Origin of the sequence: Roseobacter fucihabitans (assembly GCF_014337925.2) — a bacterium.
Lineage (GTDB): Bacteria > Pseudomonadota > Alphaproteobacteria > Rhodobacterales > Rhodobacteraceae > Roseobacter > Roseobacter fucihabitans.
In genome coordinates this window covers 3953124-3978245 of sequence record NZ_CP143423.1, presented here as the reverse complement: position 1 = coordinate 3978245, position 25122 = coordinate 3953124, and the positions used below count along the sequence as shown (strand labels likewise).

Sequence of the window (25122 nt, the reverse complement as noted above, 5' to 3'; positions counted from 1 at the left end):
AGGGTTTAAGCAAGGCCAAAGGAACACCGCATGAACTGGATCACGAACTACGTTCGGCCAAGGATCAACTCGATTTTTTCGCGCCGCGAGACTCCGGACAATCTGTGGACCAAATGCCCCGAATGCGGGACCATGCTCTTTCACCGCGAAGTGTCCGAAAATCTGAATGTGTGCACGAATTGCAACCACCACATGCACATCACCGCGCGCGACCGGTTCACGACGCTGTTTGATGGTGGCATTTTCAGCGAAGTAAAGGTGGAGGCCCCCAAACCCGATCCGCTGGGTTTTCGCGATCAAAAACGCTATCCGGACCGATTGAAAGCGGCGCAAAAACAGACCGGTGAGGCCGAGGCGATGCTTGTCGTCCTGGGCGAAATTGGGCGCACCCCCATCGTCGCGGCCGCGCAGGATTTTGACTTTATGGCCGGCTCTATGGGGATGTATGTCGGCAATGCGATCATCAAGGCGGCACAGGAGGCGGTGCGGCTCAAACGCCCCCTCATTCTGTTCTCTGCCGCAGGCGGCGCGCGCATGCAGGAGGGTATCCTGAGTCTGATGCAGATGCCGCGCACCACCGTGGCCATTCAAATGCTCAAGGAGGCGGGCCTGCCCTATATCGTGGTGCTGACGCATCCGACAACGGGGGGGGTGACGGCGAGTTACGCGATGCTGGGCGATGTGCATATTGCCGAGCCGAATGCGTTGATTTGCTTTGCCGGGCCGCGCGTGATCGAACAAACGATCCGCGAAAAGCTGCCCGAAGGCTTCCAGCGGGCGGAATATCTGTTGGATCACGGGATGTTGGACCGTGTCACACCGCGTGGTCAGATGCGCGATGAATTGATCTCCATCACGCGCATGTTGTTGGGCTTGCCCCCCGCCGTCATGGGGGATTTGCCCCCGCCTGATCCCATAGACGCGACCCCGCCTGAACCCGTCAAGGACGCGGGACCGACCCCACAGGCACCTGCAAAGAAATGAGCGCCGCGACCTCTGACGTCATCCTTGCGCGGATGATGGCCCTTCACCCCAAGATTATCGACCTGACGCTGGATCGTGTGTGGCGCCTGCTGGAGGCGCTCGGTAATCCGCAAGACAATTTGCCGCCCGTGATCCATATCGCCGGGACCAATGGCAAAGGATCGACCCAGGCCATGATCCGCGCGGGTCTGGAAGCGGCGGGGCACCGGGTGCATGCCTATACCAGCCCACACCTTGCGCGGTTTCACGAGCGTATTCGCGTTGCGGGCGCGTTGATTTCGGAAGCCGATCTCACGGCTGTTCTGGATGAATGCTACGCCGCCAATGACGGTGGCAACATCACCTATTTCGAGATCACCACCTGTGCGGCCTTGCTGGCGTTTTCGCGTGTGCCTGCGGATTATACGCTGCTCGAAGTCGGGCTTGGCGGACGATTGGACGCGACCAATGTGGTCGCCCGCCCCAAGATCACGGCGATTACGCCCGTGTCCATCGACCACGAACAGTTTCTTGGCGATACAATCGGCAAGATCGCCTTTGAAAAAGCGGGCATCATAAAGCGTGGCGTGCCCTGCGTGGTCGCACGGCAGGAGGATGAGGGGCTGGCGGTCATCGAAGAGGTCGCGGAATGCAATGGCGCGCCCGTGCAAGCCTATGGCCAGCAATGGCATGTTGGGCCGGACCGGGACCGTATGAGTTTTCAGGATGACACCGGGTTGCTTGATCTGCCGCGCCCGAATTTGCCCGGCGCGCATCAGATGATGAATGCGGGGACGGCGATCGCGGTGCTGCGCTATTTGGGGTTTGGGCCCGATGTTTGTGAGGCTGCGGTGACACAGGCAAGATGGCCCGCGCGGATGCAACATCTGAATGCGGGGCCGCTGCTCAAGGCCGCACCAGAGGCAGAAATCTGGCTCGACGGCGGGCATAACCCGGCTGCGGGCGAGGCGCTCGGTAGCCATCTGCGCAGCCTGCCAAAGCGCCCCACCTATCTGATCTGCGGGATGCTCAATACCAAGGACATCGACGGATATCTGCGCCCTTTGGCGGCGGTCGCAGAGGGGCTTGTGGCCATTTCCATTCCCGATGAGATCAATACATTGCCCGCCGATGTCACGGCTGAGGCGGCGCGCCGTGTCGGCTTTGAGGCACGCACAGGCTCGGACGTGCATGGCGCGCTGTCCGATATTATCGCCCATACGCCGCATGCGCGCATTCTGATTTGTGGATCGCTTTACCTCGCGGGGGCCGTTTTGAGAGGTATGGATTAAGTGCCCCAGCCCTCGGACCCCATTTCGCGCAGGCGCGAGGCGGTGCGTTCGAACTCAAACGTGCCTTCGCCCTCCAGATAGAGCATTTCCGGTTTGGCCGCCGCAGAGCAGATCAGCCGCACACGCGCTTCATAGAGCGCATCAATCAGCGTCACAAACCGCTTCGCCTCGTTGAAGTTATCGCGCGACAGCGCGGGAATACCGTCGATCATCAGAACCTTGACCGCTTCGGCCACTGCCAGAAAATCCGCCGGCCCCAGGGGTTTACCGCATAGATCGTGAAACCCTGCGCGCGCCACGCCATTGCGAAAGGCGGATAATTCCACATCGCGGCCTTTGACCTTGAGGATGAGCGGCGTCCCCGCCCCGCCCGCAAGATCATCCCAGACAGAGTCCATCGTCAAACGGGCCGCGCCATTGATTGGTGTGAAATAAACGGGCTGCCCCGCCAAACGATCCTGGCGGTAATCCTTGGGGCTGGCCAGTTCGATCACATTCATCTTTTCTTTGATCAACGCGATAAAGGGCAGAAACAGATCGCGGTTCAATCCGTTTTTATAAAGCTCATCTGGCACGCGATTGGACGTTGTGACCACGACGACACCATCCTCAAACAGCGCCTGAAACAGCCGGCCCACGATCATCGCATCGGTAATATCGCTGATTTGCATCTCGTCAAAGGCGAGCAGACGCACCGAGGCCGCAACGTCCCTGGCCACGGGGGCGATGGCGTCCTCGACCCCGCTTTTGCGTACCTCGTGCATGGCCGTGTGGATTTCCTGCATGAAGGCATGGAAATGAACGCGACGCGCTGGGATATCCCCCAGATGTTGCACGAAAAAATCCATCAGCATGGATTTGCCGCGCCCCACACCACCCCAGAGATAAAGCCCCTGAGGGGGTTCCGACGCTTTGCGAAACAGGCTTTTTTTCACGGGTGTATTGAGGGCCGCACGGATCCGTTCAAATTCCGGCAGGACCGCAAGCTGCGCATCATCGGCGTGCAATTCGCCCGCGTCCACAAGATTTCGATAGATGTTGCCCAGTGTATCCATGTCCGATCAATAGCTTGCAGCGCGTTTTGGGGAAAGGCCGGAGTTGCATCAGGATTTGTGATGCGAAGCGCAGGATTGCTGATTTGACGCAATGCCCTGTCCGGTTACAGTCGCCAGACCGGAGGATCGCAGATGCAAACACGCACACCCCTCATGACGCCCGTGCTGATCGTCGGCTGCGTCATCATAATCGTCAGCTTTGCAATCCGATCAACCTTCGGCGTGTTCCAGATTCCGATAGCGGAGGAATTCGGCTGGCTGCGGGCGGAATTTTCGCTGGCCATTGCGATCCAGAACCTCGCCTGGGGTGTGGGGCAGCCGCTGTTCGGGGCGCTAGCGGAAAAAATCGGAGACCGGAAATCCATCGTTTTGGGCGCAATCATCTACGCGCTTGGCCTGATGCTATCCGCGCAATCAAGCACCCCCGCAGAGCATCAGCTTTACGCCTGGCTGATCGGTTTCGGCATCGCGGGCACGGGGTTTGGCGTCATCCTGGCCGTGGTCGGGCGCGCCGCATCGGATGAAAATCGCTCGATGTCGCTGGCAATTGTATCGGCGGCGGGCAGCGGCGGGCAAATTTTCGGACCACCCACGGCCGAATGGTTGCTGGGGTTCATGACCTGGCAAAGCACTTTCATGCTCTTTGCCGCCGCGATCATTCTGGTCCTGCTGACCTTGCCGATGATGCGCGCGCCGGTGATGGCAAGCAAATCCGAACTGGATGAAAGCCTCGGGCAAATTCTGGTCAAGGCCTTCCGTGACCCCTCCTATACGTTCATCTATCTTGGGTTCTTTTCCTGCGGCTATCAGATCGCCTTTATCACCGCGCATTTCCCCGCCTTCGTGACCGAATTATGTGGCCCGATCACACCGGGCGGCACACTCGATAATATGGGGATCAGCACCACGTCGGCCCTGGGTGCGGTGTCTATTTCGCTAATCGGGATCGCCAATATCGGCGGCACCCTATTGGCCGGATGGGCGGGAAAACACTACTCCAAGAAATACCTTCTCGCGGGCATCTATACCGGGCGCACGATCATCGCGGCGCTGTTCATCATCTTCCCGATCACGCCCGAAAGCGTCATCCTGTTTTCCTTCGCTATGGGCGCGCTGTGGCTGGCAACAATCCCTCTCACCTCCGGGCTCGTGGCGCATATCTATGGGTTGCGCTATATGGGTACGCTTTATGGGATCGTCTTTCTGAGCCACCAGTTGGGCAGTTTTCTTGGCGTCTGGCTCGGCGGGCGCATGTATGACGTCTACGGCGATTACACGCTGGTCTGGTGGATCGGTGTCGGCGTCGGGGCCTTCAGCGCGATCATCCACTTGCCGATCCGCGAGCGCCGTTTGGAAGGGCTGCGCACGGCCTAGGCGTTTTGATGCAGGACACGGTCGATATGGTCTAAAACCTGTATTGTGTGCGAATAGGGCAAACCGTGGCCGCCACCCTCAATCACTTCGTTTTGGACGTTGCTGTTCCACTCCGCAAGCCTGTCCGAGCAGGAGAGCGGGATGACGTCATCCGCAGTCCCCCAAATGGCAAGAACGGGCACTTTTTCGCGGTACAAGGTCATATGATCACTGGACAGGTCTTCGGACAGCAAGCCGCGAAGACTTGCGCGCACGGCGGGGAAAAACCCACGGCGGTGCAACTCGGCTTCCTTCAGGTGATCAATGCCTTCCACGCTGGTGGGGTCGGCGAGTTCGGCAGCATGGCTTTTGCGCAGCATCGCGGGATAGCGGCTCAACATCAGCCACCAGCCGATCACGGGCGTCCGTGCGGCAAATGTAAGGAAGCCCGTCGCCACCGGTGCCATACCCGCTGGCGCGAGCAGAATGAGATGACGGATGCGGTCGGGTTGGCTGGCCGCGAAAATAGCGGCAATCGCACCACCCATGGAATATCCCACAAGGGTAATGTCATCCTCAAGCCCTTGATCTGCCAGAAGATCCGCCAGTTGTTGCATGAAGTACGCGCGGTCCTGCGCCCCGCGCACCCGGTCCGAAAAGCCGCGCCCATAGAGGTCATAGACAAGCACGCGATACCCCATCAGGGCCAGCCCGTTCGCCAACCCGCGCCACACGAAACTGGGCGTGGTCAAACCGTGCACACAGACCGCAACCGGCCCATTATCCGGCCCATACCATTGGTAATGCGTGATCCCCTGAGAGAGCTGCGCAAAGCTGCCCGGAGCCGCGTCGCGCAGATTTTGGGTCACAGGTTTGCGCAAGGCTTCCTGCACCAACGGCCGGGCGATGATTGCGGTCAGGATGAGATAAAACCAGATCATGCGTCAGCGTTCCATCGATCCAGAATGTAGCGGCTGGTCATCAGATCAAGATGCGCGCCACCGCCGTTTTTGAATAGTGTGATTTCATCGTTACCGCCGCGTTTGAATGCCTCGGGGGCGTAGTAGTCAGCGATGATATCGCCCGCCGTAATCACGCCGGTTTCAATCGGGATCTTGATCTCTCCGATGTGGCCGACGGTGGTGTCCAGACTGTCCACGAACAACCGCGCGCGCGTAAGGGCGGTGTCATCCACCTCGCGCATGTCGGGGCGATAGGCCCCGATCAGATCAATATGCTGGCCCGGTTGCAGCCAATCCCCCTGGATCAGCGGGTCGGTGGACATGGTCGCGCAGGTAACGATGTCCGCCGCGCGCACGGCAGCCTCCAGATTATCGCTTGCGATCATATCCGGAAGGGTCGCAGCCATGTCCCGGGCGGTCTGAGCCGTCCGGTTCCAGACAGTGAATTTTGCCTGTGGGAAGGCCGCGCGATAGGCGGCATGCAAGCCCCGCGCTTGCGTTCCGGCCCCGACGATCAGGATGTTGCGGCTGTCCGGGCGCGCCAACCTGCGCGCGGCCAGCAGGCTGTCCCCGGCGGTTTTCCATTTGGTCACGAGGTGAAAATCAATGATCGCCTGCAAGGTGCCATCATCATCCGAAAACAGCATCACCCCGCCGTTGACCGACGGGACCGTGGGGCCGGTATTGCCCGGAAAAATCGTGGCCGATTTTACCGCAAGACCCAGACCATCAACCCAGGCCGCACGGTTCAGCAGCGTATCAGGATCGCGGTAGAGAAACGTATCGGTGATCTCTGCCTTCGGCAGCAAATGCCCCGCCGCCAGCGCCTCAGTCAGAGCCACCCAGTCGAGAGCGGCCTCGCCAGCCTCAAAGGGAATGACGGTAACGCTCACAGCGCGTCTTCGCGCATCAAAAGGCCCGCATCAACCAGGCGATCCGCCCATCCTTGCGGTCCTTCAAACAGATGCGTTTGCCAGCCGCGAGATTTGGCCACCTTGATGTTTTCCGGGCGATCATCCGCAAAGATCAGCTCCCCCCCGCTGAGGCCGGATGTGGTTTCAACCTGCGCATAAATCTGCGGATCAGGCTTGACCAGCCGCATGTGGCCGGAAATAAAATCACGGTCAAAATCGCGCATAAACGGGTAATGCGTCGCTGCGAAATCATAGCTGTCGATGCCGAAATTGGTCAGGGAAAAGACCGGTATACCCTTGGCCTGCAACGCTTTCATCAGGCGAACCGAATGATCAATCACCGGGCTTGCCATTTCGATCCAGCGATCATGCCACATGCGGATCTCATTGCCCCATTTGGGGGTTTTTTCGGCCTGGTCATAGACTGTTTTCTTGAACGGATGCCCCAGATCGACCAGTTCGTTCATGCCAATTATATCCACCTGCGCGAACATCGCGCGGCGTCGCTCTTCGCCGATAACCGCATCATAAAGCCGTTCGGGTTGCCATTCGATCAGGACATTGCCGATGTCGAAAATCACCGCTTTGGGTTTCATCCGTGGTCTCTTTTCAATCTACCTAAATCTTCGACTTTGCGGCCCGCAGCGACCGCTCCAATGCATCCAGAAAACGGGAGCGATCCGCCTTTGTAAAACCTTTGCCGCCGCCCTGTCGAAACGGGTCAGCCGCGCGCAGGTCGGTCATTAAATCACGCGTGGCCAGCACATTGCCGATATTGGCAGCACTGAGCGCCTCGCCGTTGTGCTTGAGCACTTGCGCTCCGGCCTCCACGCATTTCGCGGCCAGCGGGATGTCCCCGGTGACCACGACATCACCGGGACCACAACGATCCGCGATCCACATATCTGCCACATCGGGGCCATCGGGCACGATCACCGTTTCGACCAGTGGGTTTTGCGAGGGGCGCAAGCCCCCATTGGAGACCACGAACATCTTGATCCGGTGGCGGGTTGCGACCTTTTCCGCCTCCGCCTTGACCGGGCAGGCGTCCGCGTCGATGTAAAGCGCGCTCATGCGTAAAGCGCATCCGCGTGAAAGGCGACATGCTCTTCCATGAAGGTCGAAACAAAGAAATAGCTGTGATCATACCCCGGTTGCAGGCGCAGCGTGGCTTGTTGACGCCGCGTGGCCACGGCTGCGGCGAGCGCCTCGGGCTTGAGCAGATCGATGAACTGATCATTGGTCCCGGTATCAATCAGGATTGGCCCGTCAAAACCCTTGTCTTGCATCAAAAGCGTTGCGTCATGACTGGCCCAAGCCGTTTCATTGTTCCCCAAATATGCAGTAAGCTGTTTGCGCCCCCAATCGCTGGCCGTCGGGTTGGAAATTGGCGCGAAGGCGGAAACCGACCGGAAGCGTCCGGGCAATGCCATGGCCATCGTCAGCGCGCCATGCCCGCCCATCGAATGGCCGGTGATCGCCTGACGGGTCATGTCCAGCGCGAAGCTTTCTTCCAGCAACGCGGGGAGTTCCTTGGTCACATAATCCCACATCTGGAAATGCGCGGCCCATGGGGTTTCGGTCGCATTGACATAGAACCCCGCCCCTTGGCCCAGGTCATAAGCCTCATCATCGGCAACGCCGTCGCCGCGCGGTGAGGTATCGGGAAACACCAGCGCGATTCCCTGCTCGGCGGCCCAGGCCTGCGCGCCCGCCTTGACCATCGCGTTCTCATGGGTGCAAGTCAGGCCGGAGAGATACCACAGCAGCGGGACCGGACCATCCTTGGCTTCCTGAGGGAGGAACAGCCCGAAGGTCATGTCACAGGCGCAGCTTTTGGAGGGGTGCGTATAAACGCCTTGCGTACCTGCAAAACAGGCGTTTTCTGAGATGGTTTCCACGGCAGTCTCCTTGAGGTCGTTTCCTTTGGCTACCCTGTGCAGGCCTGTGCGGCAAGCCCCCCGAAAGGGTTAGGTCGGGGCCACCACAGCAATGATCCCGCTGACTGTGAGAATGCTGACGGCGGTCGAGACGAGGATTGCTGCCGATACGCGGTGTGGGGCGACACCGTAGTGCTGCGCGAGGATGTAGACATTGCCCGCCACGGGCAGGGCAGCAGCCGCGATGATGACGGCGGCAAAATAGGGATCCGCCGGAAAAAGATAGAGCACGCCGATGGCCACGAACAGCGGATGCAGCCCCAGTTTGCAAAAGGTCAGCCAGCCCGCAATGTGCAGCCGTTCGGCGGATTTGGTGGCAAGCGACGCCCCAATGGCAAAAAGCGCACCGGGTGTCGCCGCAGCGCCCAGAATGGCGAGGAATTCATTGGCAGGTGCCGGGATCGGGATGTCGAAAAAGGACCACATGAGACCCAGAACAATGGCCATGATCATCGGGTTTTTGACCAGACCCAGACCAACCGTGCGCAGGATGCCGAGTTGTAAACGCCCGTCGCGTGAACCCGTGATCAGTATGACGATGAGGCTGGAAAATACAATAAGATCAACGGCGAGTGCCATCATCACCGGGCCAATAGCGGCTTCGCCGAGCAGCAGCGTTAACATCGGCACACCCAGAAAACCCACGTTGCCGATGGCCGCGCATTGGGCCTCGACCGCTGTGGTGGCAATATCGAGTTTGCGCAGATACCCCACCAGCGTCGCGATCAGGTAGACCGCCATGGTGCCTGCGAGATAGCCCGCCACGAGGTTGGGGTCCCAGACATCCTCAAGCGAGAGGTTCGCGGAAAAGCGAAATAACATCGCGGTGAGGGCAAAATAGAAAACGAATTTGGTGAGATAGGCGGTGGCTTCTTCGGTAAAAAACCGGGTGTAACCGGCCCAGTACCCCAGACCGATCAGCGCGAAAAAGGGAACCGTCTTGAAGAAGATTTCAATCATGCAAGGGTGTTAGAGCGATCCGCGGGGTTGCGCAAGCTACCCAGAACCGATCAGCACCCCAGCGGCTAGGACAAGGGCACCGCCGACAACGACCTGCAAGGTTGCGCGCCAGAAGGGCGTGTTCATAAAGCGGTTCTGGATCCAGGCGATGGCCCAAAGCTCTACGAAGACGACAATAATGGCGATGACCGTCGCCGTCCAGAAGTCGGTAATCAGATAGGGCAGCGCGTGACCCAGCCCGCCCACGGTGGTCATGATCCCGGAAGCGAAGCCGCGTTTGATGGGTGAGCCTCGCCCCGAAAGTTGCCCGTCATCGGATGCGGCCTCGGTGAAGCCCATCGAGATGCCCGCGCCGACCGAGGCGGCCAGTCCCACCAGAAAGGTGGTCCATGTGTCTTGCGTGGCAAAGGCGGTGGCAAAAATGGGGGCCAGCGTGGAGACGGAACCATCCATCAACCCGGCCAGACCGGGTTGCACCCAGGTCAGCAGGAATTGCCGATGCGCCGCTTCTTCTTCGCTCTGGCGTGCGTCTGCATCAAGGTATCTGGCTTCAAGATCGCCCGCTACTATCTGATGCTCGGCCTCTGCGGCGGCGAGGTCGCCAAGCAGTTTGCGCGTGGCGGCGTCACGGGTTTGGGCGGCGGCGTTCAAATAGAATCGTTCCGCTTCGCGCTCCATGGCTTCGGCCTCGGCGCGCATGCGTTCCAGCCCCAGATTTTCGATGAGCCAAACCGGACGGCGTTGGTAATATCCGGCCACATGTTCGCGCCGGATCAGGGGAATAACATCCCCGAACCGCGCCCGGTGCAGATCGATCAAACGCTGGCGATGGCCGTCTTCCTCCTGGGCCATGCCGTCAAAAATATGCGCTGAATCGGGGAAATCCGCGCGCAGGCTCTCCGCATAGCCGCGGTAAATGCGGGCATCATCTTCTTCGCAGGAGATCGCAAGCGCCAGAATTTCTTGTTCATTCAGATCACGGAAGCGTTTGCGCGGAAAAGAAAAACTCATGTTGCTCACCTATAATTTAGAATCATTCTAATGTAATAAAACACATGCGACAAGCCGCCTTGCAGTGCCGCTTACTGGAATCTCCTTGGAACTGAACGGTTCAGTTTATACTATGAGGTCATATCGCCGGAGGGGCCATGACAACGACTGTTGAGACGATCCGCAAAGGGCGCAAATTCGACCAGGTGCTGGAAGGCGCGCGACAGGTCTTTATGGCGGATGGGTTCGAGGGGGCCAGTGTGGATGACATCGCGCGGGCGGCCAATGTTTCCAAGGCGACGCTCTATAGTTACTTTCCCGACAAGCGGTTTTTGTTCATGGAGGTGGCGACAACGGAATGCCAGCGCCAGTCGCGTGACGCGCTGGACAGCATCGACATGGAGGCTGAACCGCGCGAAGTCTTGTTGCAAACGGGGCAACATTTCCTCCGCTTCATCACCTCCAAATTTGGCCAGCAAATTTTCCGCATCTGTGTTGCGGAATCCGACCGTTTCCCGGAGTTGGGACAAAAATTCTATAGCTCTGGCCCTGCGGTGTTTCGTGCCGAAATGGCGGCCTATTTCGAACAGGCCGAAGCGCGCGGGCAATTGCACATTGAGGACCGCATTCTGGCCGTTGATCAGTTCGGCGAGCTGTGCAAGGCGGACGTCTGGCCGCGGCTGATGTTTGGCATGACAAAGGTCGTAACGACGGCGGAAATCGACCGTGTGGTCGAGGGCGCGGTCGAGACTTTCATGGCGCGCTACGGGGTTTAGCCTGAGGTTTTTGCGCCAAACCCGCGCCTTGCGGACCGGGGGTGTCTGATGTGGCTATTGATCGGTCAAATATGGGGCCACGCGAAATCTGGAGTTGTGCATTCACCGCCACATGTTCGTGTCGCGGCCACCGAAACCCGAGACATCCTGTGGAGATATCGGCTCAAAGGAGACCAGCGGTGTCTTTGTGACATTGGACACAAGCACTGCATTTGGACGCTTACGGCCTCATCAGCTGGGCGCATTTTGCGGAGATGGAACGCATCGAGCACATATTCCGGGCGGAAGGGCTTGATTTGACGGGCGAAGGGCGCAAGTCTGGCGCATGAATTATCAGGTGCCACCGCCCAGCAATCTGCACGCGCTTCCGCCCGAACAGATTGCCTTTCACCGCACGGAACTCTCCGTGATCCTATCGATTTATGGTCGTTTTGTCGCCGCCGGCGAGTGGCGCGATTACGGTATTTCCTGCCTGCGCGAGGTGGCAATTTTCTCGGTGTTCCGCCGTACTGCTGAAAACCCCATGTACCGGATCGAAAAGCGGCCCAAGATGCGCGACAAACAGGGCATGTATTCGGTCGTCGGTATGGACGGGCAAATCCTGCGACGCGGCCACGACCTGAAAACCGTGTTGCGGGTGCTGGAACGCAAGCTGATCCGCGCGGTTGACTAGGGGCGCTTACGGTTTTGGCAGGCGTTTATGCGCCGTCACGAGGCCATCGCCCTGCGCCTCGATCCGGGTGATAGCGTCCTCGATGTCTTCCTCAACGGTGGCCATGTAACCGGCGTTGGCATGAATGATTGTGGTCGGTGTCATGACCAGTGCCACGTGACCTTTCCAGAAAAGCAGATCGCCCCTTTGATAGGGAGTGCCGATCGGCAAAGCCTCCCCGAGGGTCGCCTCTTGTTGGTCGCTGTCCCCTGGACAGGGAATGGCGCAGGCCTGGCAGGCGAATTGCACCAGCGCAGAGCAATCCAGACCCCAGGCAGAATTACCCCCCCAGAGATAGGGGGTTCCAAGAAACAGGGAGGCGATGGCGATAGGATCGGTGGCGGTATCCGATATGCGGTGCACATGCTGGCGCGGAATATGGCCGAGCTCGGTCTCGATGAAGGTAGCCGTTTCCGATTTTGCCACAAGTTTGCTGCCAAACGTCAGGTTCATTTGATCGGTCGATTTGAAATGCGGCGTCTCATAGGCCTGCGTCGAGCGGGCGGTGACGGTGTGGGTCGCGGCGCGGCGGGGCCCCAGCGCATCCGCCGTGACGTAGCCGCAATACCCATCCAGCTCTGCCCGGACCAACCGCCAGTCGCCCGCGTGGTGCAAGACCGTGACAGGCGCGCCGTATATAAACTGCCGGTCGCGTTGCCCCGAAGGGGTGCGACGCAATTCCGCGATGGGGGCCGCGACCTGCATCGGTTCATCGACGCTCACAAGGTCCGGGTCGGGTGTCACGCGCGGGTCCCTCACGGTTTTGTCATCTCGGCGAGCGTGTTCAAAAGGGCGCGTGTGGCTTGCCCAATGCCCCCTTTGGGGCGGGCGGGCGCATCAGAGGGTTGCCAGCCATAGATATCGAAATGCGCATAGGTTGATGTGTCGACAAAACGCCGCAGAAACAGCGCGGCGGTGATGGAACCGGCAAACCCACCCTTGGGCGCATTGTCCAGATCAGCAATGCCCGGTTCGATCATCGCCTCATACGGCGTGTGAAAAGGCATGCGCCAGACGGGGTCAGCATGGTGTTGCGCGGCGTTTTCCAGTGCTGCGCAAAACGCGGCATCGTCACAGTAATAAGGCGCGAGGTCCGGACCCACAGCGACGCGCGCGGCACCGGTCAGCGTGGCCATGGAGATGATCAGATCAGGATTCGATTCTTGCGCATAGCTCAGGGCATCGGCGAGAACGAGGCGGCCTTCGGCGTCGGTGTTGTTGATTTCCACGCTCAGGCCCTTGCGCGAGGTCAAGATGTCACCGGGACGAAAAGCATTGCCTGCAACGGCATTTTCGACCGCCGGGATCAGCACGCGCAATTGGATTTCAAGCCCCGTCGCCATGATCATATGCGCAAGACCAAGCACGGCGGCGGATCCGCCCATGTCTTTTTTCATCAATCCCATAGAGGCACCGGGTTTGAGGTTGAGCCCCCCCGTATCAAAACAAACGCCCTTGCCCACCAGCGTGATTTCGGGCCCCTTGTCGCCCCAGGTCATATCGATCAGACGCGGCGTGCGGTTGGCCGCCCGCCCAACGGTATGTATCATCGGGAAATTCTGCGCCAGCAATTCATCGCCAGTGATCACGGTGATACGCGCACCGTGCCGCATGGCCAGATCGCGCGCGGCCTGTTCGAGGTCATCCGGGCCCATGTCAGAGGCAGGCGTGTTGATCAGATCGCGGGTCAGAGCCTCGCCCGAGGCGATGGCATAGAGGGCATCGGTGTCGATCCCGGCGGGGGCCTGCAAACTCGCCAGCATAGGGGATTGCGTAGCGTAGCGGTCAAATCGGTAGCCCGCGAGCAACCAGCCGAGGGCCTCCACCTCAGCGTGCTCGGGCGGTAACCCGTGAGCGATTTTATAGATTCCTTGGGGCAATTTTGCGATAGCCCCGGCCAGATGAAAACGGCCGCGCGCACGCGTGTCCGCGGTTCCGTATCCGACAACGGCCAGAGCAGGCGCGCCAGTTGCGCCGGGGACAAGATGCGCCTGACCCAATGCGCCGGTGAAGCCCAGCGTGTCGAGCCATTGGCCAATATGATCTGGTTGTTCTGCCTGCCAACCCGCCAACCCGGATGGATCAATAACATGAAGATCAAGCGCGGGATCGGAAGGGCTGGCGAAGGGAGGCAGAGGCATGACATGGTGCCTTTCAGGCTGTTGAAATGCCAGATTAGCCTGTCGTGCCTCCTGCGCAAGGTATCAGATTGTGATGTCCTGCAAATCCCAGATCGCGGTCAGGGATTGTTCGCCAATGCGAATGAGGCGCGCGAGCGTGGCGGCAAGGGCTGGTTCATCCTCCGCATCGATTGCGGTGATCACGTCAGCGGCCACACGCGCCAGGACGTGCATCCCGATCTGATCGGCAATCGCGATCAACGAGCGCGCGCATTTGCGCAACTCTGCGCCATTGTCGGCGGTATAAAGCCGGCTGCAATGCGACAACCTTAACGCAAGCTCTTCCATCGCACGGCAAACGACATCTTCGGCACCGGCCTCGCCAAGTTCCGCGTATAGCGCTGCAAGCCGATCCTGATCGACGTGCACAGTTTCTTTCAGCCTGATTTTCAGGACCTGATCCATTACACTCACCCTCTAATGCCCCCACGGCACGCCTAGGGTATGACATGGCAATTCTATCCAAAGTGTTTATGACGCGAGCGGTTTTCTCTCGAATTCGATATGAATTCGGTATAGTTGCACCCGACCGCAAAGAGGAACGGGATGGATATGGACCACGCGAAACCGCTTCCGGGGTACCTGGTACAGCGCTATCATGGCTGGAAGGCAACGGGATATGCCGACAACAAAGCGTGGTATCGCCACCTGGCCAGCAACGGCCAGCATCCCCGCGCTATGGTGATCTCCTGCTGTGACAGCCGCGTGCATGTGACCTCGATTTTCGGGGCGGATCAGGGTGAGTTCTTTATCCACCGCAACATCGCTAATCTGGTGCCGCCCTATCAGCCGGACGGGGATCATCACGGGACCTCGGCAGCAGTGGAATATGCGGTCAACATGCTGCATGTCACGCATCTGATCGTGCTGGGCCATTCCAGTTGTGGCGGGATCAAGGGCTGCATCGACATGTGCCAGGGTGCTGCCCCGGAGCTTGAAGACCCGCAGAGTTTTGTGGGTCGGTGGATGGATATCCTGCGCCCGAAATACGCATTGGTCGCTGAAGAAAACGACCCGGTTATACAGGCTCAACAGCTTGAAAAGCATGCGGTTCTGACCAGCCTGGACAATCTTATGACCTTCCCCTTTATCCAATCCCGTGTGGCGGAAGGAATATTGACGCTCCACGGGTTGTGGACCGATATCGGCGAGGGCGGTCTGGAGTATTTCAATGTGGATACACAGGCGTTCCAACCGGTTTGACCTTGCACATGTGAATGCAGGTTCTTATTCGGTCGGGCGGGGATTTTGGAGCGGCTCATGGAACAGATACTGACACTGGCGGGCAATAACCTGATCTCGCCGATTATCCTGTCCTTTGCACTGGGCGTGGCCGCCTCGCTGGCGCGTTCGGACCTGAGCGTGCCGGAAGCGGCGGCAAAGGCGCTGTCGATCTATTTGCTTTTTGCCATCGGTTTCAAGGGCGGTGTCAGCGTGTCCTCTCATGGCATTGACGCAAAACTCGGCCTGACACTGCTGGCGGGTATCATCCTGTCTGCTGCCCTGCCGCTTATTGCTTTCGCGCTGTTGCAGGTGATGACGAAACTCTCGCGCCTGGACGCGGCCGCCGTCGCGGCGCATTACGGCTCGATCTCCATCGTGACCTTTGTCGCGGCGACCTCCGTGCTAGAAAGCAGCGACATTTCGTCTGAGGGCTATATGGTCGCAGTGGCCGCCGCCATGGAAGCGCCCGCGATCCTCTCGGCCCTCTGGCTGATCTCGCGCGGGGGCGACGGGCGGCGCATGGATGGCGATTTGATGCGGGAAATCATGCTCAACGGCTCTATCGTCCTGCTGGTGGGCGCGTTTTTCATCGGCTGGGCGACAGGAGAGGAAGGCCTTGCGGAGATTTCCAGCTTCGTCGTGGCCCCGTTCAAGGGTGTGCTCTGCTTGTTCCTGCTCGATATGGGGCTGGTGGCCGGACGGGGTCTGCGCGGCGGCAGCGGGGTGTTGCGCCCCGGCGTGCTGGCGTTTGGCATTACGATGCCGGTGATCGGCAGCATTTGCGGGCTCGGTGCGGGGCTGCTTCTGGGGCTCTCCACCGGCGGCGTGGTCCTGATGATGGTGCTTTCGGCCTCCGCCTCCTATATCGCCGTCCCGGCGGCCATGCGCGTGGCCCTGCCCGAAGCCAATCCGTCCATTTACCTGACGCTCTCGCTCGGCGTGACATTTCCGTTCAACCTGACGCTTGGCATACCTCTCTATGTCGCGTTGGCCACCGCCCTGACAGGAGTTTGAAGCCATGCAAACACACCGCGCCAAACGTGTTGAGATCACTATCGAAGCGATCATGCAGTCCCGCTTGACGGAGGCCGTGCAGAAAGCCGGCATAACCGGATTTACCGTGTTGCCGGTTCTGGGCGGTTCCGGTCGATCCGGGGAGTGGACACGCGCCGGTGAGATCGGGCGCGCCAGTGGCATGGTGCAGATGATTTGCATCATCCGATCGGAAAAGCTCGATGATTTGCTGGATGCCGCCTTCAGCGTCGTGGAGCGTCACATCGGTGTTGTCAGTATTGTTGACTGTGAAGTGCTGCGCGCCGAAAGATTTTAATCATTTCGAAACTTTAATTCGGGAAACCTCGGCATTATGAACAGCCGTACCGTTACTATTGAGTTACCCGCCGATCTGGTTTTGGCCGTGCATGATCTGGCGACGGAAAGTGAAGACACCGTGGGCAAGATCGTTGAAAACCTTTTGGTCGCCCATCTCGCCACCCATAAGGGGACGAAAAAGAAGGCGCAAACAGCCGATCAACGCCTTATTTTTGCGCTGCAAAAACTGCTGTTTCGTGATATGGCAGAGGCAGAGGGCTGGCATGATCTGGACGTGCGCTTGCGCCGTCACGGTTATTTCCTCAAAATCTCCTGGGGTGGTTTGTCGTTGCATACGGAAACCAGTGGGCAATGGCTGTGCAACGCTTCTGACCTTGGCTTTTCCTATGTGACGTTCCTGCGCCGTTTCGGACCCGGCAAGCCGAAAAGCCCGCGCGAGACGTGAGGGTCGCCTCAAAGCGGGCGGGATGAACGCGCGTTAGGTGTCGCGGCATAACGCGCGAAACCGACCAGTGCATAACGTGCTGCTCATGGCGCGTGATCCTGACAAATTCCGCATCCGGAAAAGAGTTTCTTGTCTGAAACAGCGATCTGCTGTTAACCTTCTCTCATATTTTATGATTTTTCGACCAATTTTTTTGAATGGAGTTTTTATGGCTGCTTTGGAATCGGCAAAAGTTCAGAATCGGATCAAGATATCCACCATTGCCTTGGCGATTGTCATCTACTTGGTCCTGATCGGGTTAACGGCGGGGCTGATCCTGCCCATATTGCTCGTCACCGGATTGATCACGCATTTTGTGATCAAGAAGGAAATCAGCATGATCAACACCCCCGAGGTCTCTTTTCGTAAGCGGTTCCCGTTTTCGCGCTACGGCGCGGCCCATGGCAGCAGTTTCCAACATCTGTTTTATCATGAGCAGAATATACTGGCGGAACTGTCGCGGCGGGTCACGCATGCCATGAGTGATCGGTTGCATGGCACACAGCTTGTCCCCGTGGTGGTCACCGATGAGGACAAGGACCTGAGCGCCAAGGATCCTCGTCATTTTCAGGTTGCGCATGTCGTGACAACGGATCGTGGCACGGCCATCAATCTGATTGTTCAGGTCGGTATGACCGGCAAGACGCAATCACTGCGGTGGTGGATTTTATTGGGCGGGTTCATTGACCGGGACAAGCGGCTGCGGGTTGTGCTCGCCTCCCCCTTGACCTTCTGGTTCTGGATCATCCCCTATCTGAAGCGCGACTATCCGATGCTGGATAAGGTTCGTACGGTCTATAAATCGACCTACAATGATTTCGACATCACCACCCAAACCCGCGCGGTGAATGAAATCGTTTTTCAGGTCCTGGTCGATGTTCTGGAAGAAAACGACATCGACACCAGCGATCTCAAAGCGCAGCGGTTGCAGGCGATGAACATCAATATTTCCGGCGGGAAAGTCGAGATGGGCAATGTGGTGCAGGGCGGGATGAATACGATCATGAACAAGATGGGTGGAGGACAGAAATGACCAAGAGCGGGATCACGATCAATCAAAGTGGCGGCAATGCCGTGTTCGGAAATGTTAGCCAAGGCAACAAGAACAAGAATGTTGCGACATCCAGCATGACCGTCACCGAGACGGCATTCCGAGAGTTTTTTGAGGAAATCGAAACGCTGAGGGCAAAGGCGGCGGTGTCAGATCAAGAGGCCGCAGAGTTGTCCGAAAAGGTCGCAGTGCTTGAAAAGGAACTTGGCGAAAAGGGGCCGGGTGCCTTGATCTCAATGGCGGCAAAGCAGCTTTATGAAAACTATGGGTGGGCGGCGAAGCCTCTGGGGCGGTTATTCGGTCTCGTTGGGCTTTAGGACCGGGCGGCAGCCAAAGGGTCCTGTGGGATGCCCCCCCGGCCAAATGGCCGAAGGGTTGTTTGCGTGGGCCATTAGGGTGTCGGCCTTGAGTTGACAGGCGGCCCGTCTTGTATGGTGCCAAAATCAACCGATCGCAGACATCAAAAAGGCACCCAGATCCGAACCTAAAGGCCTCAGCCCTTTTTGAGAACCCGATTGCCCAGCAATTCCGCGATCTGCACCGCGTTCAGTGCGGCGCCCTTGCGCAGGTTATCGGACACACACCACAGGTTCAGCCCATTGTCGATCGTGCTGTCCTGGCGGATACGGCTGATGAAGGTGGCGAAATCGCCGACACATTCCACGGGCGTGACGTAACCCCCGTCCTCGCGCTTGTCGATCACCATGATACCGGGTGCCTCGCGCAGAATCTCGCGCGCCTCGTCTTCATCCAGCGGATCTTCGAACTCGATGTTGATCGCCTCGGAGTGACCCACAAACACCGGCACGCGCACGCAGGTCGCCGTGACCTTGATCTTAGGGTCGACGATTTTTTTCGTCTCCGCGACCATTTTCCACTCTTCCTTGGTCTCACCGGAATCGAGGAACACGTCGATGTGGGGGATCACGTTGAAGGCAATCTGTTTGGTGAATTTGCGCGGCGGCTTATCATCCGTCGGGTTGTAGATTGATTTGGTCTGATCCCAAAGCTCATCCGCGCCTTCTTTGCCCGCCCCGGACACCGATTGATAGGTGGAGACGACGACGCGCTTGATCGTCGCGCGGTCATGCAACGGCTTTAGGGCCACAACCATCTGCGCGGTGGAGCAGTTCGGATTGGCGATGATGTTCTTCTTGGCATAGCCATGCACCGCTTCGGGGTTCACCTCGGGCACGATCAATGGAACGTCGGGGTCATAGCGGTAGAGCGAGGAGTTATCGATCACCACGCAGCCTGACTTGGCCGCCTTGGGCGCATATTTCTTTGTCGCCTCAGAGCCCACCGCAAACAGCGCGATGTCCCAGCCGGTGAAATCAAACGTATCAAGGTCCTTCGTCTTCAGCGTCTTTTCCCCAAAGCTCACGTCCGTGCCCAGAGATTTCCGGCTGGCCAGCACGGCGATCTCATCCACGGGAAAGTGGCGTTCTGCAAGGATGTTCAGCATTTCGCGGCCCACATTGCCTGTGGCACCCGCAATAACGACGCGGTAACCCATCTGTTTTACTCCAATACGAAAGGGATGGTGCGCGGGTCTTATACGCCTTGAAGGTTAAGGGAAAGAGCGATCAGGATTTCCTGCCCTGCCATTTGCTGGCCGCGGATTTCGCAGCGTTGAGCAAGAGTGCAATATCCATCGCCACAGCCACAAACCGCGCGCCCGCATCAAGCGAGGCCTGGATCATGGCGTCATCGGGGGTCAGGATGCCCGCCGCCTTGCCGCTCTGGTCGATCCTTTGCAGCGCATCCATGATGGTGGCCTGCATATCCGGGTGCATGCTTTGGCCGAGATACCCGAGGCTGGCCGAAAGATCCGCAGGACCGATGAACACGCCATCGACGCCCTCCACGGCCAGAATTTCGTCAAGATTATCCAGCCCCGTTTTATTTTCCACCTGTACCAACAAGCAAATTTGGTCATTGGCGGTGGGGCCATAGTTCTCCATCTGGCCGAAATTGGAGACCCGCCCGACCGCATATCCCACGCCGCGCGTGCCATCGGGCGGATAGTGGCAGGCGCGCACCAAATCCCGCGCCTGCGCAGCGGTTTCCACCATCGGCACCAGCACCGTCTGCACGCCGACATCCAGCACCTGTTTGATAATCCAGGTTTCGCCCACGGGTACCCGCACGATCGGGTGGCTGGCAGAACCTTTGAGCGCGACCATCTGATCGCGGATGGAGCGGATGTCATTTGGGGAGTGTTCCCCGTCGATCAGTAACCAATCAAACCCCGCGCCGGAGAGGATTTCGGCGGTATAGCCCTCAGCGATGCTCATCCAGCAGCCAAAAAGCGTCTGCCCCTCTGCGAGAGATTTCTTGAAGGTGTTGAGGGGGGCGGGCATGGCTGTGTTCCTTGGCGTTTTGTGCGGCACCAGCCTAAACGGAGGCCGCAGGTGAATGCCAGCCGGAAAAGCCACAGGGGGCGATCACCGCAAAGCAGCGTTAGATCAAATTTGGTAAAACTGGTGCCGCCAGCGCCCACCAGCTTTAGATGAGGCTGGCGATAAACAGTGAAGTTAACAGCGGATCCTGTTGAACACGCGCATGCGACAGGACGTCTCGGCGTGCCATCGCATTAATTTTCTGGAGACCTTGGTGCCTGATGTGGCCCCCGCGTTCCGGCAAAAAACTGCCTGTCGGTCAAAGGAAAGCGGCGCAGCGGGCGGAAGATCGCCAACATAACTTCGCACGTCACTGATTTCTGCCGGTTGACCACTAGCAAAATCTTATCGGTTCCATGTATGTTCGAGAAGGGTGTTGGGACCAACTCAGGAGGAAACGCATGTTTTCCAAGTTACCAGACCAGAACGGTCACACCGCTGCAATATCAACACATGAAAATGAGAATTCCATGTCAGCTACTGATACCGATCTGTCTGATCACCTTTCGACCTGCGTCTGTGACGCTTGCATGAATTCCGATAGGTTCCGCGATGACGTAGACCGTGCTGAGGTCCTCACCGACATCGGAACCGACTCTGCAGGGGCAACGGCAACGTTACGGGAAATGTCGGACTTTCTGGAACTGGGGTATTGGAACAACAGCACCGGATTGCGCCACAATCTTGGGACAACCGGATTGGATGCCAACAACGGCGTGCTCCACTATAATGTAAGCGGATTCAACACTTTGCGCTATGGTGGGGGAAGCGATACAGACGGTGTTTCCGCCCAGCGGGCAGAGCTGATCCGGGACGCCTTTGACGTCTACAGCGCCGTTCTCGGGGTCGAATTTGTCGAGACCCAAAGCACCGACGATAGCCTGGTGGATTTCTTTTTCTCCGATAATTCCAGTGGCGCCTATGCCGGCTCAACGCGCTACAGCGACGGCACGATCTATTACTCCTACATCAACGTATCCCAAAGTTGGTCGGGCGGTACGTCCACCTATGATGACTACACATTGCAGACGATTTTTCACGAGATCGGCCATGCTTTGGGCCTTGGTCACCAGGGCGGTTATAACGGCAGTGCCAGTTACGCTTCGGATGCGGAATTTGAGCTGGACAGCTGGCAGGCCTCCATGATGTCCTATTTCTCCCAGAGCGAGAACACGGTCATTGATGCACGCTATGAGTTCCTTCAGACACCGATGGCCGTTGATTGGCTGGCCCTGGACAGCATCTACGGGCAGTTCGGTTACGGTGTGTCAAACGCCTTTGTGGGCGACACGACCTATGGTTTCAACACGAACATTTCAGCAGACGAAAGCCGTATCTGGAATTCATATTCCGATTTCGCCAATCGCACTGCATCCACGATCATTGACGCCAGCGGTATCGATACGTTGGATGTTAGCGGGTACAGCGCCGATCAAAAGATCGACCTTACCGTCCAGACCGAGGGGCAGACATTCCAGAACACCTCTGACATTGGGGGCAGCACTGGCAATTTGACGTTGGGCATCGGCACCGTGATCGAGAATGCGGTGACAGGTTCGGGTGATGACCAGCTGATCGGGAATGTCGCGGATAACATCCTGTCGGGTGGGGCCGGGAACGACAGCTTCATCGGGGGCGGTGGCAATGATACCTTCCACGGCGATGCGGGCGTTGACACGGTGATCTATGCGTCGCTGTTCAATACCTACAGCTTCTCACTTTTCGAGAACATGATCGAGGTGGTCGGTGAGGGCATTGACCTGGTCTTTGACACGATTGAAAACCTGCAGTTTGCCGATGTCACCTATGGGTTTTCGACCATCTTCGATTTGTTCGGCAACACGGCCCCTGTCGCGGGGGATGATATCGCCAGTGTCGAGGAAGGCGCTGGGTTGATCCTTGATGTTCTGGCCAATGATACGGATGCAGAGCCAGGTGCGCTCACCATCACCGCGATCGAGGGGCAGGCGATCAATACGGGTGAAACTATCGCCCTGCTGTCTGGCGCATCTGTGACGCTGACCGCCAATGGCAAGCTGTTCTATGATCAGAACGATGCGTTTGAGGCTCTTGATGAGGGGGATACGGCGCTGGAATCCTTCTCCTACACGGTGACTGACGTGAGTGGTGCAAATGATCAGGCGGATGTCTCGGTCACGATCCAAGGCATTGCGCCCGACACACGCGCCCCCATCGGCCAAAGCGGCACGGTGACGGTTTCACAAAACAGCGCGGATCAATGGCACACCGTCAGCTTTGATGCGGTCATCGAGGACGCGGTTGTTGTCATGGGCCCCATGACGTTCAACGGCATCCAGCCCGGAACCACGCGTATTCGCGACGTGACCGACACGGGTTTTCAATTCCAGATCGACGAATGGGATTATCTGGACGGTTTTCACCTTCAGGAAGACATCGGATGGCTGGCAATATCGGAGGGGTCGCACGCACTGAGCGGGGGGCGGACCATCGTGGCGGGCACGACCAGCGTCGGTGTCGATTTCGAAAGCGTGGCATTCGGGGAAGCCCTGGAGGGCGCGGTTGTTCTGGCGGAGGTCAGCTCCATAAACGAAAACGACGCGGTGACGACCCGTATCAGAGGCGTAGACAATGACGGCTTTGAGGTGAAATTGCAGGAAGAAGAAGCCCAAGGCCCGCATGTCGATGAAACCGTCTCCTGGATTGCGCTGGAATCGGGGGCGTCAGCGGGGCTGGATGTTGTGCGCACGCCGGACCAGTTGGACCATCGAGCGGATACCTTCGAGTTCACCACAAGCTTTGACGCCGCGCCGGTCCTTTTGGGCGATATGCAAAGCACGGATGGGAATGACACCGCAACGCTGCGAATGACGGCGCTCAGCAACACGGACGTGTCGTTGTTTGTCCAGGAAGAAGGCTCCGCGGACGCCGAAACCGGTCATACCAATGAGACGGCGGGTATTGTTGCGATGCAGGAAGGGCTGATTTTCGAGGATTTCGTGTTTACGTAATCCTTGAATATGCGACACCCCCGCGACGGGTCCACCGTTGCGGGAGTGTGCTGTGACACCAAGCGATGCATGCGGGCGGGTTGAGAGGCTTTCGAGCCTCAGCCAACTATGTCATGTTGACGCAGCCGATCTGGATGTATCCGGGAGCGCGGATGAACCGGGGCCATTTCCAGCAAAACCCGCACCCCTTGACGCCGCCTGAAATCAAACCTCGAGCGCGTCAAGGGGTGCGTTTCCTTGTCTTCCAGGAAGCGCTTAGTTCAGGGAGGCGATGAAATCATCCACCTCCGTAAGCGACAGATATTCGACCTCTTCAACGCTATCTTCCGTGTACTTCCAGACCACAGCCGGAGCCGATACATCGCCATTGGCGTCAAAGCGCACGTTGCCTGTTGCACCCTGATACATGACGCTGCCACCCCCGGCCAGAATGTCGCGGGCCTGCGCGAAGCCTGCGCTATCGGCGGTGATCGGCGTGCCAGCGGGGTCGGTGACGCGCGTGATCTGTGACGCGATCTGATCGCCGGTGGCATCCTTGCCCGCAGCCTCCATCGCCAGAAGCGCGATCATTGTGGCGTCATAGCTGTTGGCCAGACCCGGCCCGTTAGGGGCGCTGCCGAATTTCGCCTCATAGGCAGTGACAAAATCATCCGCGCTGGCCACACGCGGCGATGCGGTATCGGTCCCCAGCGCATTGCCCAGATATTGCAGGCCAACGTTGTCGCGGAACTCATCCGATTTCAGCGCATTGGCCATGATCATGTTCTGTGTCCCGCCCAGTGACAGCCATTCGCGCACAGCCGCCGTACCTTCGTTGGGGTAAAGCCCCAGATAAAGCGCATCCGGGTTGCCCGATAGCGCGCTGGTGACTTCGGCGCGGAAGGAGGGTTGTGCATCATTGATCGCGGTGGAGGAGGTGACGGTGATCCCCAGCGCCTCAAGGTCCCGTGTGACGAGCGCTTGCAGATCCTGCCCCCAATCATCGTTCTTGTAGAGGATCGCGACGGATTTATAGCCCTGATCGCGGGCAACCTTGGCCCCGACTGCGGCCTGCACCCCGGTGGTGGCAAAGGTGCGGAAGAACAGACCGTTCGTCTTGCCCTCCTGCGCCAGTTTGGTGAAGGCGGTGGAGGAGGAGCAGCAGGACATCTGCAACACGTCACTGGGCACGGTCACGGATGTCAGGATCGGCATGGACACGCCCGAGGACACCGCCCCGAGCAGTACCTGCACCCCGTCCAGATCGACCAGCGCCTTGGCGGCATCCACCCCGACCTTGGGGTCAACTTGCGAGTCGCGCAACACCATTTCGATGGTGCAGCCCGCAACGCCGCCCGCCTCGTTGACCTGATCCACGACGAATTGCGCGGTCTCGGCGATGGGCCGGCCCCAGTCCACGGATGTGGGCAACACCGCGCCGATCTTGGTGGTGCACTCCTGTGCGGCGGCGGCCCCGGCGCTGAGCGCCAGCGCTGCGGCGAGGCCTGCGGCGGATGTGATGATGCGCATATCTTTTTTCATTTTTCCGTACTCCCTTTGGAT

The 25122-nt window shown here is 58.6% G+C and carries 26 protein-coding genes; 12 read left to right on the top strand and 14 right to left on the bottom strand.

Annotation, left to right across the window (positions count from 1 at the left end):
- Nucleotides 1–30: 30 nt before the first annotated feature.
- Both accD and ROLI_RS19510 read left to right on the top strand, forming a co-directional pair.
- The gene (accD, locus tag ROLI_RS19515) at nt 31–984 is read left to right on the top strand and encodes an acetyl-CoA carboxylase, carboxyltransferase subunit beta (RefSeq protein ID WP_187429317.1); all 954 of its coding nucleotides are present in this window, start codon (nt 31–33) and stop codon (nt 982–984) included.
- The gene (locus tag ROLI_RS19510; protein ID WP_187429318.1) at nt 981–2255 is read left to right on the top strand and encodes a folylpolyglutamate synthase/dihydrofolate synthase family protein; all 1275 of its coding nucleotides are present in this window, start codon (nt 981–983) and stop codon (nt 2253–2255) included. The genes accD and ROLI_RS19510 overlap by 4 nt, the downstream gene beginning before the upstream one ends.
- Here ROLI_RS19510 and zapE read toward each other — a convergent pair.
- Nucleotides 2252–3310: a cell division protein ZapE gene (zapE, locus tag ROLI_RS19505; protein ID WP_187429319.1), complete on the bottom strand. Its 1059-nt coding sequence runs from the start codon at nt 3308–3310 to the stop codon at nt 2252–2254. The two genes, ROLI_RS19510 and zapE, sit on opposite strands and share 4 nt — an antisense overlap.
- A gap of 132 nt (nt 3311–3442) precedes the next feature.
- Here zapE and ROLI_RS19500 point away from each other — a divergent pair, with 132 nt between their 5' ends.
- Nucleotides 3443–4684, top strand: coding sequence for an MFS transporter (locus ROLI_RS19500; protein WP_187429320.1), 1242 nt, complete (start codon nt 3443–3445; stop codon nt 4682–4684).
- Here the strand turns inward: ROLI_RS19500 and ROLI_RS19495 are convergent.
- The 7 genes from ROLI_RS19495 to mbfA form a co-directional block, all read right to left on the bottom strand.
- On the bottom strand, nt 4681–5604 hold the full coding sequence (locus tag ROLI_RS19495) for an alpha/beta fold hydrolase (protein WP_187429321.1): 924 nt from the start codon (nt 5602–5604) through the stop codon (nt 4681–4683). The genes ROLI_RS19500 and ROLI_RS19495 overlap by 4 nt on opposite strands.
- Nucleotides 5601–6518 (bottom strand): ornithine cyclodeaminase family protein, encoded by a 918-nt coding sequence (locus ROLI_RS19490; protein WP_187429322.1) that lies wholly within the window; start codon nt 6516–6518, stop codon nt 5601–5603. The genes ROLI_RS19495 and ROLI_RS19490 overlap by 4 nt, the downstream gene beginning before the upstream one ends.
- Nucleotides 6515–7135, bottom strand: coding sequence for an HAD family phosphatase (locus tag ROLI_RS19485; protein WP_187429323.1), 621 nt, complete (start codon nt 7133–7135; stop codon nt 6515–6517). The genes ROLI_RS19490 and ROLI_RS19485 overlap by 4 nt, the downstream gene beginning before the upstream one ends.
- A 22-nt stretch (nt 7136–7157) precedes the next feature.
- A complete protein-coding gene (locus ROLI_RS19480) occupies nt 7158–7613 on the bottom strand; it encodes a YaiI/YqxD family protein (RefSeq protein ID WP_187429324.1) in 456 nt (151 codons plus the stop codon).
- The gene (gene fghA, locus ROLI_RS19475) at nt 7610–8440 is read right to left on the bottom strand and encodes an S-formylglutathione hydrolase (protein ID WP_187429325.1); all 831 of its coding nucleotides are present in this window, start codon (nt 8438–8440) and stop codon (nt 7610–7612) included. Before fghA ends, ROLI_RS19480 begins: the two co-directional genes overlap by 4 nt.
- A gap of 69 nt (nt 8441–8509) precedes the next feature.
- Nucleotides 8510–9439 carry an AEC family transporter gene (locus ROLI_RS19470; protein WP_187429326.1) on the bottom strand — a complete coding sequence of 310 codons (930 nt, stop codon included), beginning with the start codon at nt 9437–9439 and terminating at the stop codon, nt 8510–8512.
- A gap of 36 nt (nt 9440–9475) precedes the next feature.
- On the bottom strand, nt 9476–10450 hold the full coding sequence (mbfA, locus tag ROLI_RS19465) for an iron exporter MbfA (RefSeq protein WP_187429327.1): 975 nt from the start codon (nt 10448–10450) through the stop codon (nt 9476–9478).
- A gap of 137 nt (nt 10451–10587) precedes the next feature.
- Between mbfA and ROLI_RS19460 the strand changes: the two genes are divergently transcribed.
- The gene (locus ROLI_RS19460) at nt 10588–11205 is read left to right on the top strand and encodes a TetR/AcrR family transcriptional regulator (protein WP_187429328.1); all 618 of its coding nucleotides are present in this window, start codon (nt 10588–10590) and stop codon (nt 11203–11205) included.
- 325 nt (nt 11206–11530) lie between these two features.
- Nucleotides 11531–11878 carry a DUF2794 domain-containing protein gene (locus ROLI_RS19455; protein WP_187429329.1) on the top strand — a complete coding sequence of 116 codons (348 nt, stop codon included), beginning with the start codon at nt 11531–11533 and terminating at the stop codon, nt 11876–11878.
- Nucleotides 11879–11884: 6 nt separating this feature from the next.
- Here ROLI_RS19455 and ROLI_RS19450 read toward each other — a convergent pair whose 3' ends face one another.
- From ROLI_RS19450 to ROLI_RS19440, 3 genes are all read right to left on the bottom strand, one after another.
- Entirely contained in the window at nt 11885–12661 is a 777-nt protein-coding gene (locus ROLI_RS19450) for an NlpC/P60 family protein (protein WP_316247419.1), read from the bottom strand.
- Nucleotides 12662–12672: 11 nt separating this feature from the next.
- Nucleotides 12673–14058, bottom strand: coding sequence for a M17 family metallopeptidase (locus ROLI_RS19445; RefSeq protein WP_187429331.1), 1386 nt, complete (start codon nt 14056–14058; stop codon nt 12673–12675).
- 63 nt (nt 14059–14121) lie between these two features.
- Complete coding sequence (locus tag ROLI_RS19440; RefSeq protein WP_187429332.1) at nt 14122–14502, bottom strand: hypothetical protein; 381 nt, start codon at nt 14500–14502, stop codon at nt 14122–14124.
- 147 nt (nt 14503–14649) lie between these two features.
- Between ROLI_RS19440 and ROLI_RS19435 the strand changes: the two genes are divergently transcribed.
- From ROLI_RS19435 to ROLI_RS19410, 6 genes are all read left to right on the top strand, one after another.
- Nucleotides 14650–15300, top strand: coding sequence for a carbonic anhydrase (locus ROLI_RS19435; protein WP_187429333.1), 651 nt, complete (start codon nt 14650–14652; stop codon nt 15298–15300).
- Between the two features lie 57 nt (nt 15301–15357).
- The gene (locus tag ROLI_RS19430; RefSeq protein WP_187429334.1) at nt 15358–16335 is read left to right on the top strand and encodes a sodium-dependent bicarbonate transport family permease; all 978 of its coding nucleotides are present in this window, start codon (nt 15358–15360) and stop codon (nt 16333–16335) included.
- Between the two features lie 4 nt (nt 16336–16339).
- Nucleotides 16340–16651, top strand: coding sequence for a P-II family nitrogen regulator (locus ROLI_RS19425; protein WP_187429335.1), 312 nt, complete (start codon nt 16340–16342; stop codon nt 16649–16651).
- 36 nt (nt 16652–16687) lie between these two features.
- Nucleotides 16688–17098, top strand: a complete 411-nt coding sequence (locus tag ROLI_RS19420; RefSeq protein ID WP_187429336.1) for a hypothetical protein — start codon at nt 16688–16690, stop codon at nt 17096–17098.
- A 208-nt stretch (nt 17099–17306) separates the two neighbouring features.
- Nucleotides 17307–18170 (top strand): hypothetical protein, encoded by an 864-nt coding sequence (locus tag ROLI_RS19415; RefSeq protein ID WP_187429337.1) that lies wholly within the window; start codon nt 17307–17309, stop codon nt 18168–18170.
- The gene (locus ROLI_RS19410) at nt 18167–18505 is read left to right on the top strand and encodes a hypothetical protein (RefSeq protein ID WP_187429338.1); all 339 of its coding nucleotides are present in this window, start codon (nt 18167–18169) and stop codon (nt 18503–18505) included. Before ROLI_RS19415 ends, ROLI_RS19410 begins: the two co-directional genes overlap by 4 nt.
- A 176-nt stretch (nt 18506–18681) precedes the next feature.
- Here the strand turns inward: ROLI_RS19410 and ROLI_RS19405 are convergent, their stop codons facing one another.
- Both ROLI_RS19405 and ROLI_RS19400 read right to left on the bottom strand, forming a co-directional pair.
- Complete coding sequence (locus tag ROLI_RS19405) at nt 18682–19704, bottom strand: aspartate-semialdehyde dehydrogenase (RefSeq protein ID WP_187429339.1); 1023 nt, start codon at nt 19702–19704, stop codon at nt 18682–18684.
- A 70-nt stretch (nt 19705–19774) separates the two neighbouring features.
- Nucleotides 19775–20551, bottom strand: coding sequence for an HpcH/HpaI aldolase/citrate lyase family protein (locus ROLI_RS19400; protein ID WP_187429340.1), 777 nt, complete (start codon nt 20549–20551; stop codon nt 19775–19777).
- Between the two features lie 509 nt (nt 20552–21060).
- Between ROLI_RS19400 and ROLI_RS19395 the strand changes: the two genes are divergently transcribed.
- Nucleotides 21061–23580: a M10 family metallopeptidase C-terminal domain-containing protein gene (locus ROLI_RS19395; protein ID WP_187429341.1), complete on the top strand. Its 2520-nt coding sequence runs from the start codon at nt 21061–21063 to the stop codon at nt 23578–23580.
- 255 nt (nt 23581–23835) lie between these two features.
- On the opposite strand, the gene ROLI_RS19390 is transcribed toward ROLI_RS19395, so the two are convergent.
- A complete protein-coding gene (locus ROLI_RS19390; protein ID WP_262386441.1) occupies nt 23836–25101 on the bottom strand; it encodes an ABC transporter substrate-binding protein in 1266 nt (421 codons plus the stop codon).
- Nucleotides 25102–25122 lie beyond the last annotated feature (21 nt).

What these genes read in the sequence shown, in the direction of transcription:
- ROLI_RS19390 (WP_262386441.1), bottom strand. Translation starts at nt 25,101, where the DNA reads ATGAAAAAAGATATGCGCATCATCACATCCGCCGCAGGCCTCGCCGCA.
- ROLI_RS19455 (WP_187429329.1), top strand. Translation starts at nt 11,531, where the DNA reads ATGAATTATCAGGTGCCACCGCCCAGCAATCTGCACGCGCTTCCGCCC.
- ROLI_RS19410 (WP_187429338.1), top strand. Translation starts at nt 18,167, where the DNA reads ATGACCAAGAGCGGGATCACGATCAATCAAAGTGGCGGCAATGCCGTG.
- accD (WP_187429317.1), top strand. Translation starts at nt 31, where the DNA reads ATGAACTGGATCACGAACTACGTTCGGCCAAGGATCAACTCGATTTTT.
- ROLI_RS19420 (WP_187429336.1), top strand. Translation starts at nt 16,688, where the DNA reads ATGAACAGCCGTACCGTTACTATTGAGTTACCCGCCGATCTGGTTTTG.
- ROLI_RS19470 (WP_187429326.1), bottom strand. Translation starts at nt 9,439, where the DNA reads ATGATTGAAATCTTCTTCAAGACGGTTCCCTTTTTCGCGCTGATCGGT.
- ROLI_RS19430 (WP_187429334.1), top strand. Translation starts at nt 15,358, where the DNA reads ATGGAACAGATACTGACACTGGCGGGCAATAACCTGATCTCGCCGATT.
- ROLI_RS19440 (WP_187429332.1), bottom strand. Translation starts at nt 14,502, where the DNA reads ATGGATCAGGTCCTGAAAATCAGGCTGAAAGAAACTGTGCACGTCGAT.
- ROLI_RS19415 (WP_187429337.1), top strand. Translation starts at nt 17,307, where the DNA reads ATGGCTGCTTTGGAATCGGCAAAAGTTCAGAATCGGATCAAGATATCC.
- ROLI_RS19445 (WP_187429331.1), bottom strand. Translation starts at nt 14,058, where the DNA reads ATGCCTCTGCCTCCCTTCGCCAGCCCTTCCGATCCCGCGCTTGATCTT.
- ROLI_RS19400 (WP_187429340.1), bottom strand. Translation starts at nt 20,551, where the DNA reads ATGCCCGCCCCCCTCAACACCTTCAAGAAATCTCTCGCAGAGGGGCAG.
- ROLI_RS19500 (WP_187429320.1), top strand. Translation starts at nt 3,443, where the DNA reads ATGCAAACACGCACACCCCTCATGACGCCCGTGCTGATCGTCGGCTGC.
- ROLI_RS19405 (WP_187429339.1), bottom strand. Translation starts at nt 19,704, where the DNA reads ATGGGTTACCGCGTCGTTATTGCGGGTGCCACAGGCAATGTGGGCCGC.
- ROLI_RS19460 (WP_187429328.1), top strand. Translation starts at nt 10,588, where the DNA reads ATGACAACGACTGTTGAGACGATCCGCAAAGGGCGCAAATTCGACCAG.
- zapE (WP_187429319.1), bottom strand. Translation starts at nt 3,310, where the DNA reads ATGGATACACTGGGCAACATCTATCGAAATCTTGTGGACGCGGGCGAA.
- ROLI_RS19510 (WP_187429318.1), top strand. Translation starts at nt 981, where the DNA reads ATGAGCGCCGCGACCTCTGACGTCATCCTTGCGCGGATGATGGCCCTT.
- mbfA (WP_187429327.1), bottom strand. Translation starts at nt 10,450, where the DNA reads ATGAGTTTTTCTTTTCCGCGCAAACGCTTCCGTGATCTGAATGAACAA.
- ROLI_RS19425 (WP_187429335.1), top strand. Translation starts at nt 16,340, where the DNA reads ATGCAAACACACCGCGCCAAACGTGTTGAGATCACTATCGAAGCGATC.
- ROLI_RS19395 (WP_187429341.1), top strand. Translation starts at nt 21,061, where the DNA reads ATGTCAGCTACTGATACCGATCTGTCTGATCACCTTTCGACCTGCGTC.
- ROLI_RS19435 (WP_187429333.1), top strand. Translation starts at nt 14,650, where the DNA reads ATGGACCACGCGAAACCGCTTCCGGGGTACCTGGTACAGCGCTATCAT.
- ROLI_RS19485 (WP_187429323.1), bottom strand. Translation starts at nt 7,135, where the DNA reads ATGAAACCCAAAGCGGTGATTTTCGACATCGGCAATGTCCTGATCGAA.
- ROLI_RS19495 (WP_187429321.1), bottom strand. Translation starts at nt 5,604, where the DNA reads ATGATCTGGTTTTATCTCATCCTGACCGCAATCATCGCCCGGCCGTTG.
- ROLI_RS19480 (WP_187429324.1), bottom strand. Translation starts at nt 7,613, where the DNA reads ATGAGCGCGCTTTACATCGACGCGGACGCCTGCCCGGTCAAGGCGGAG.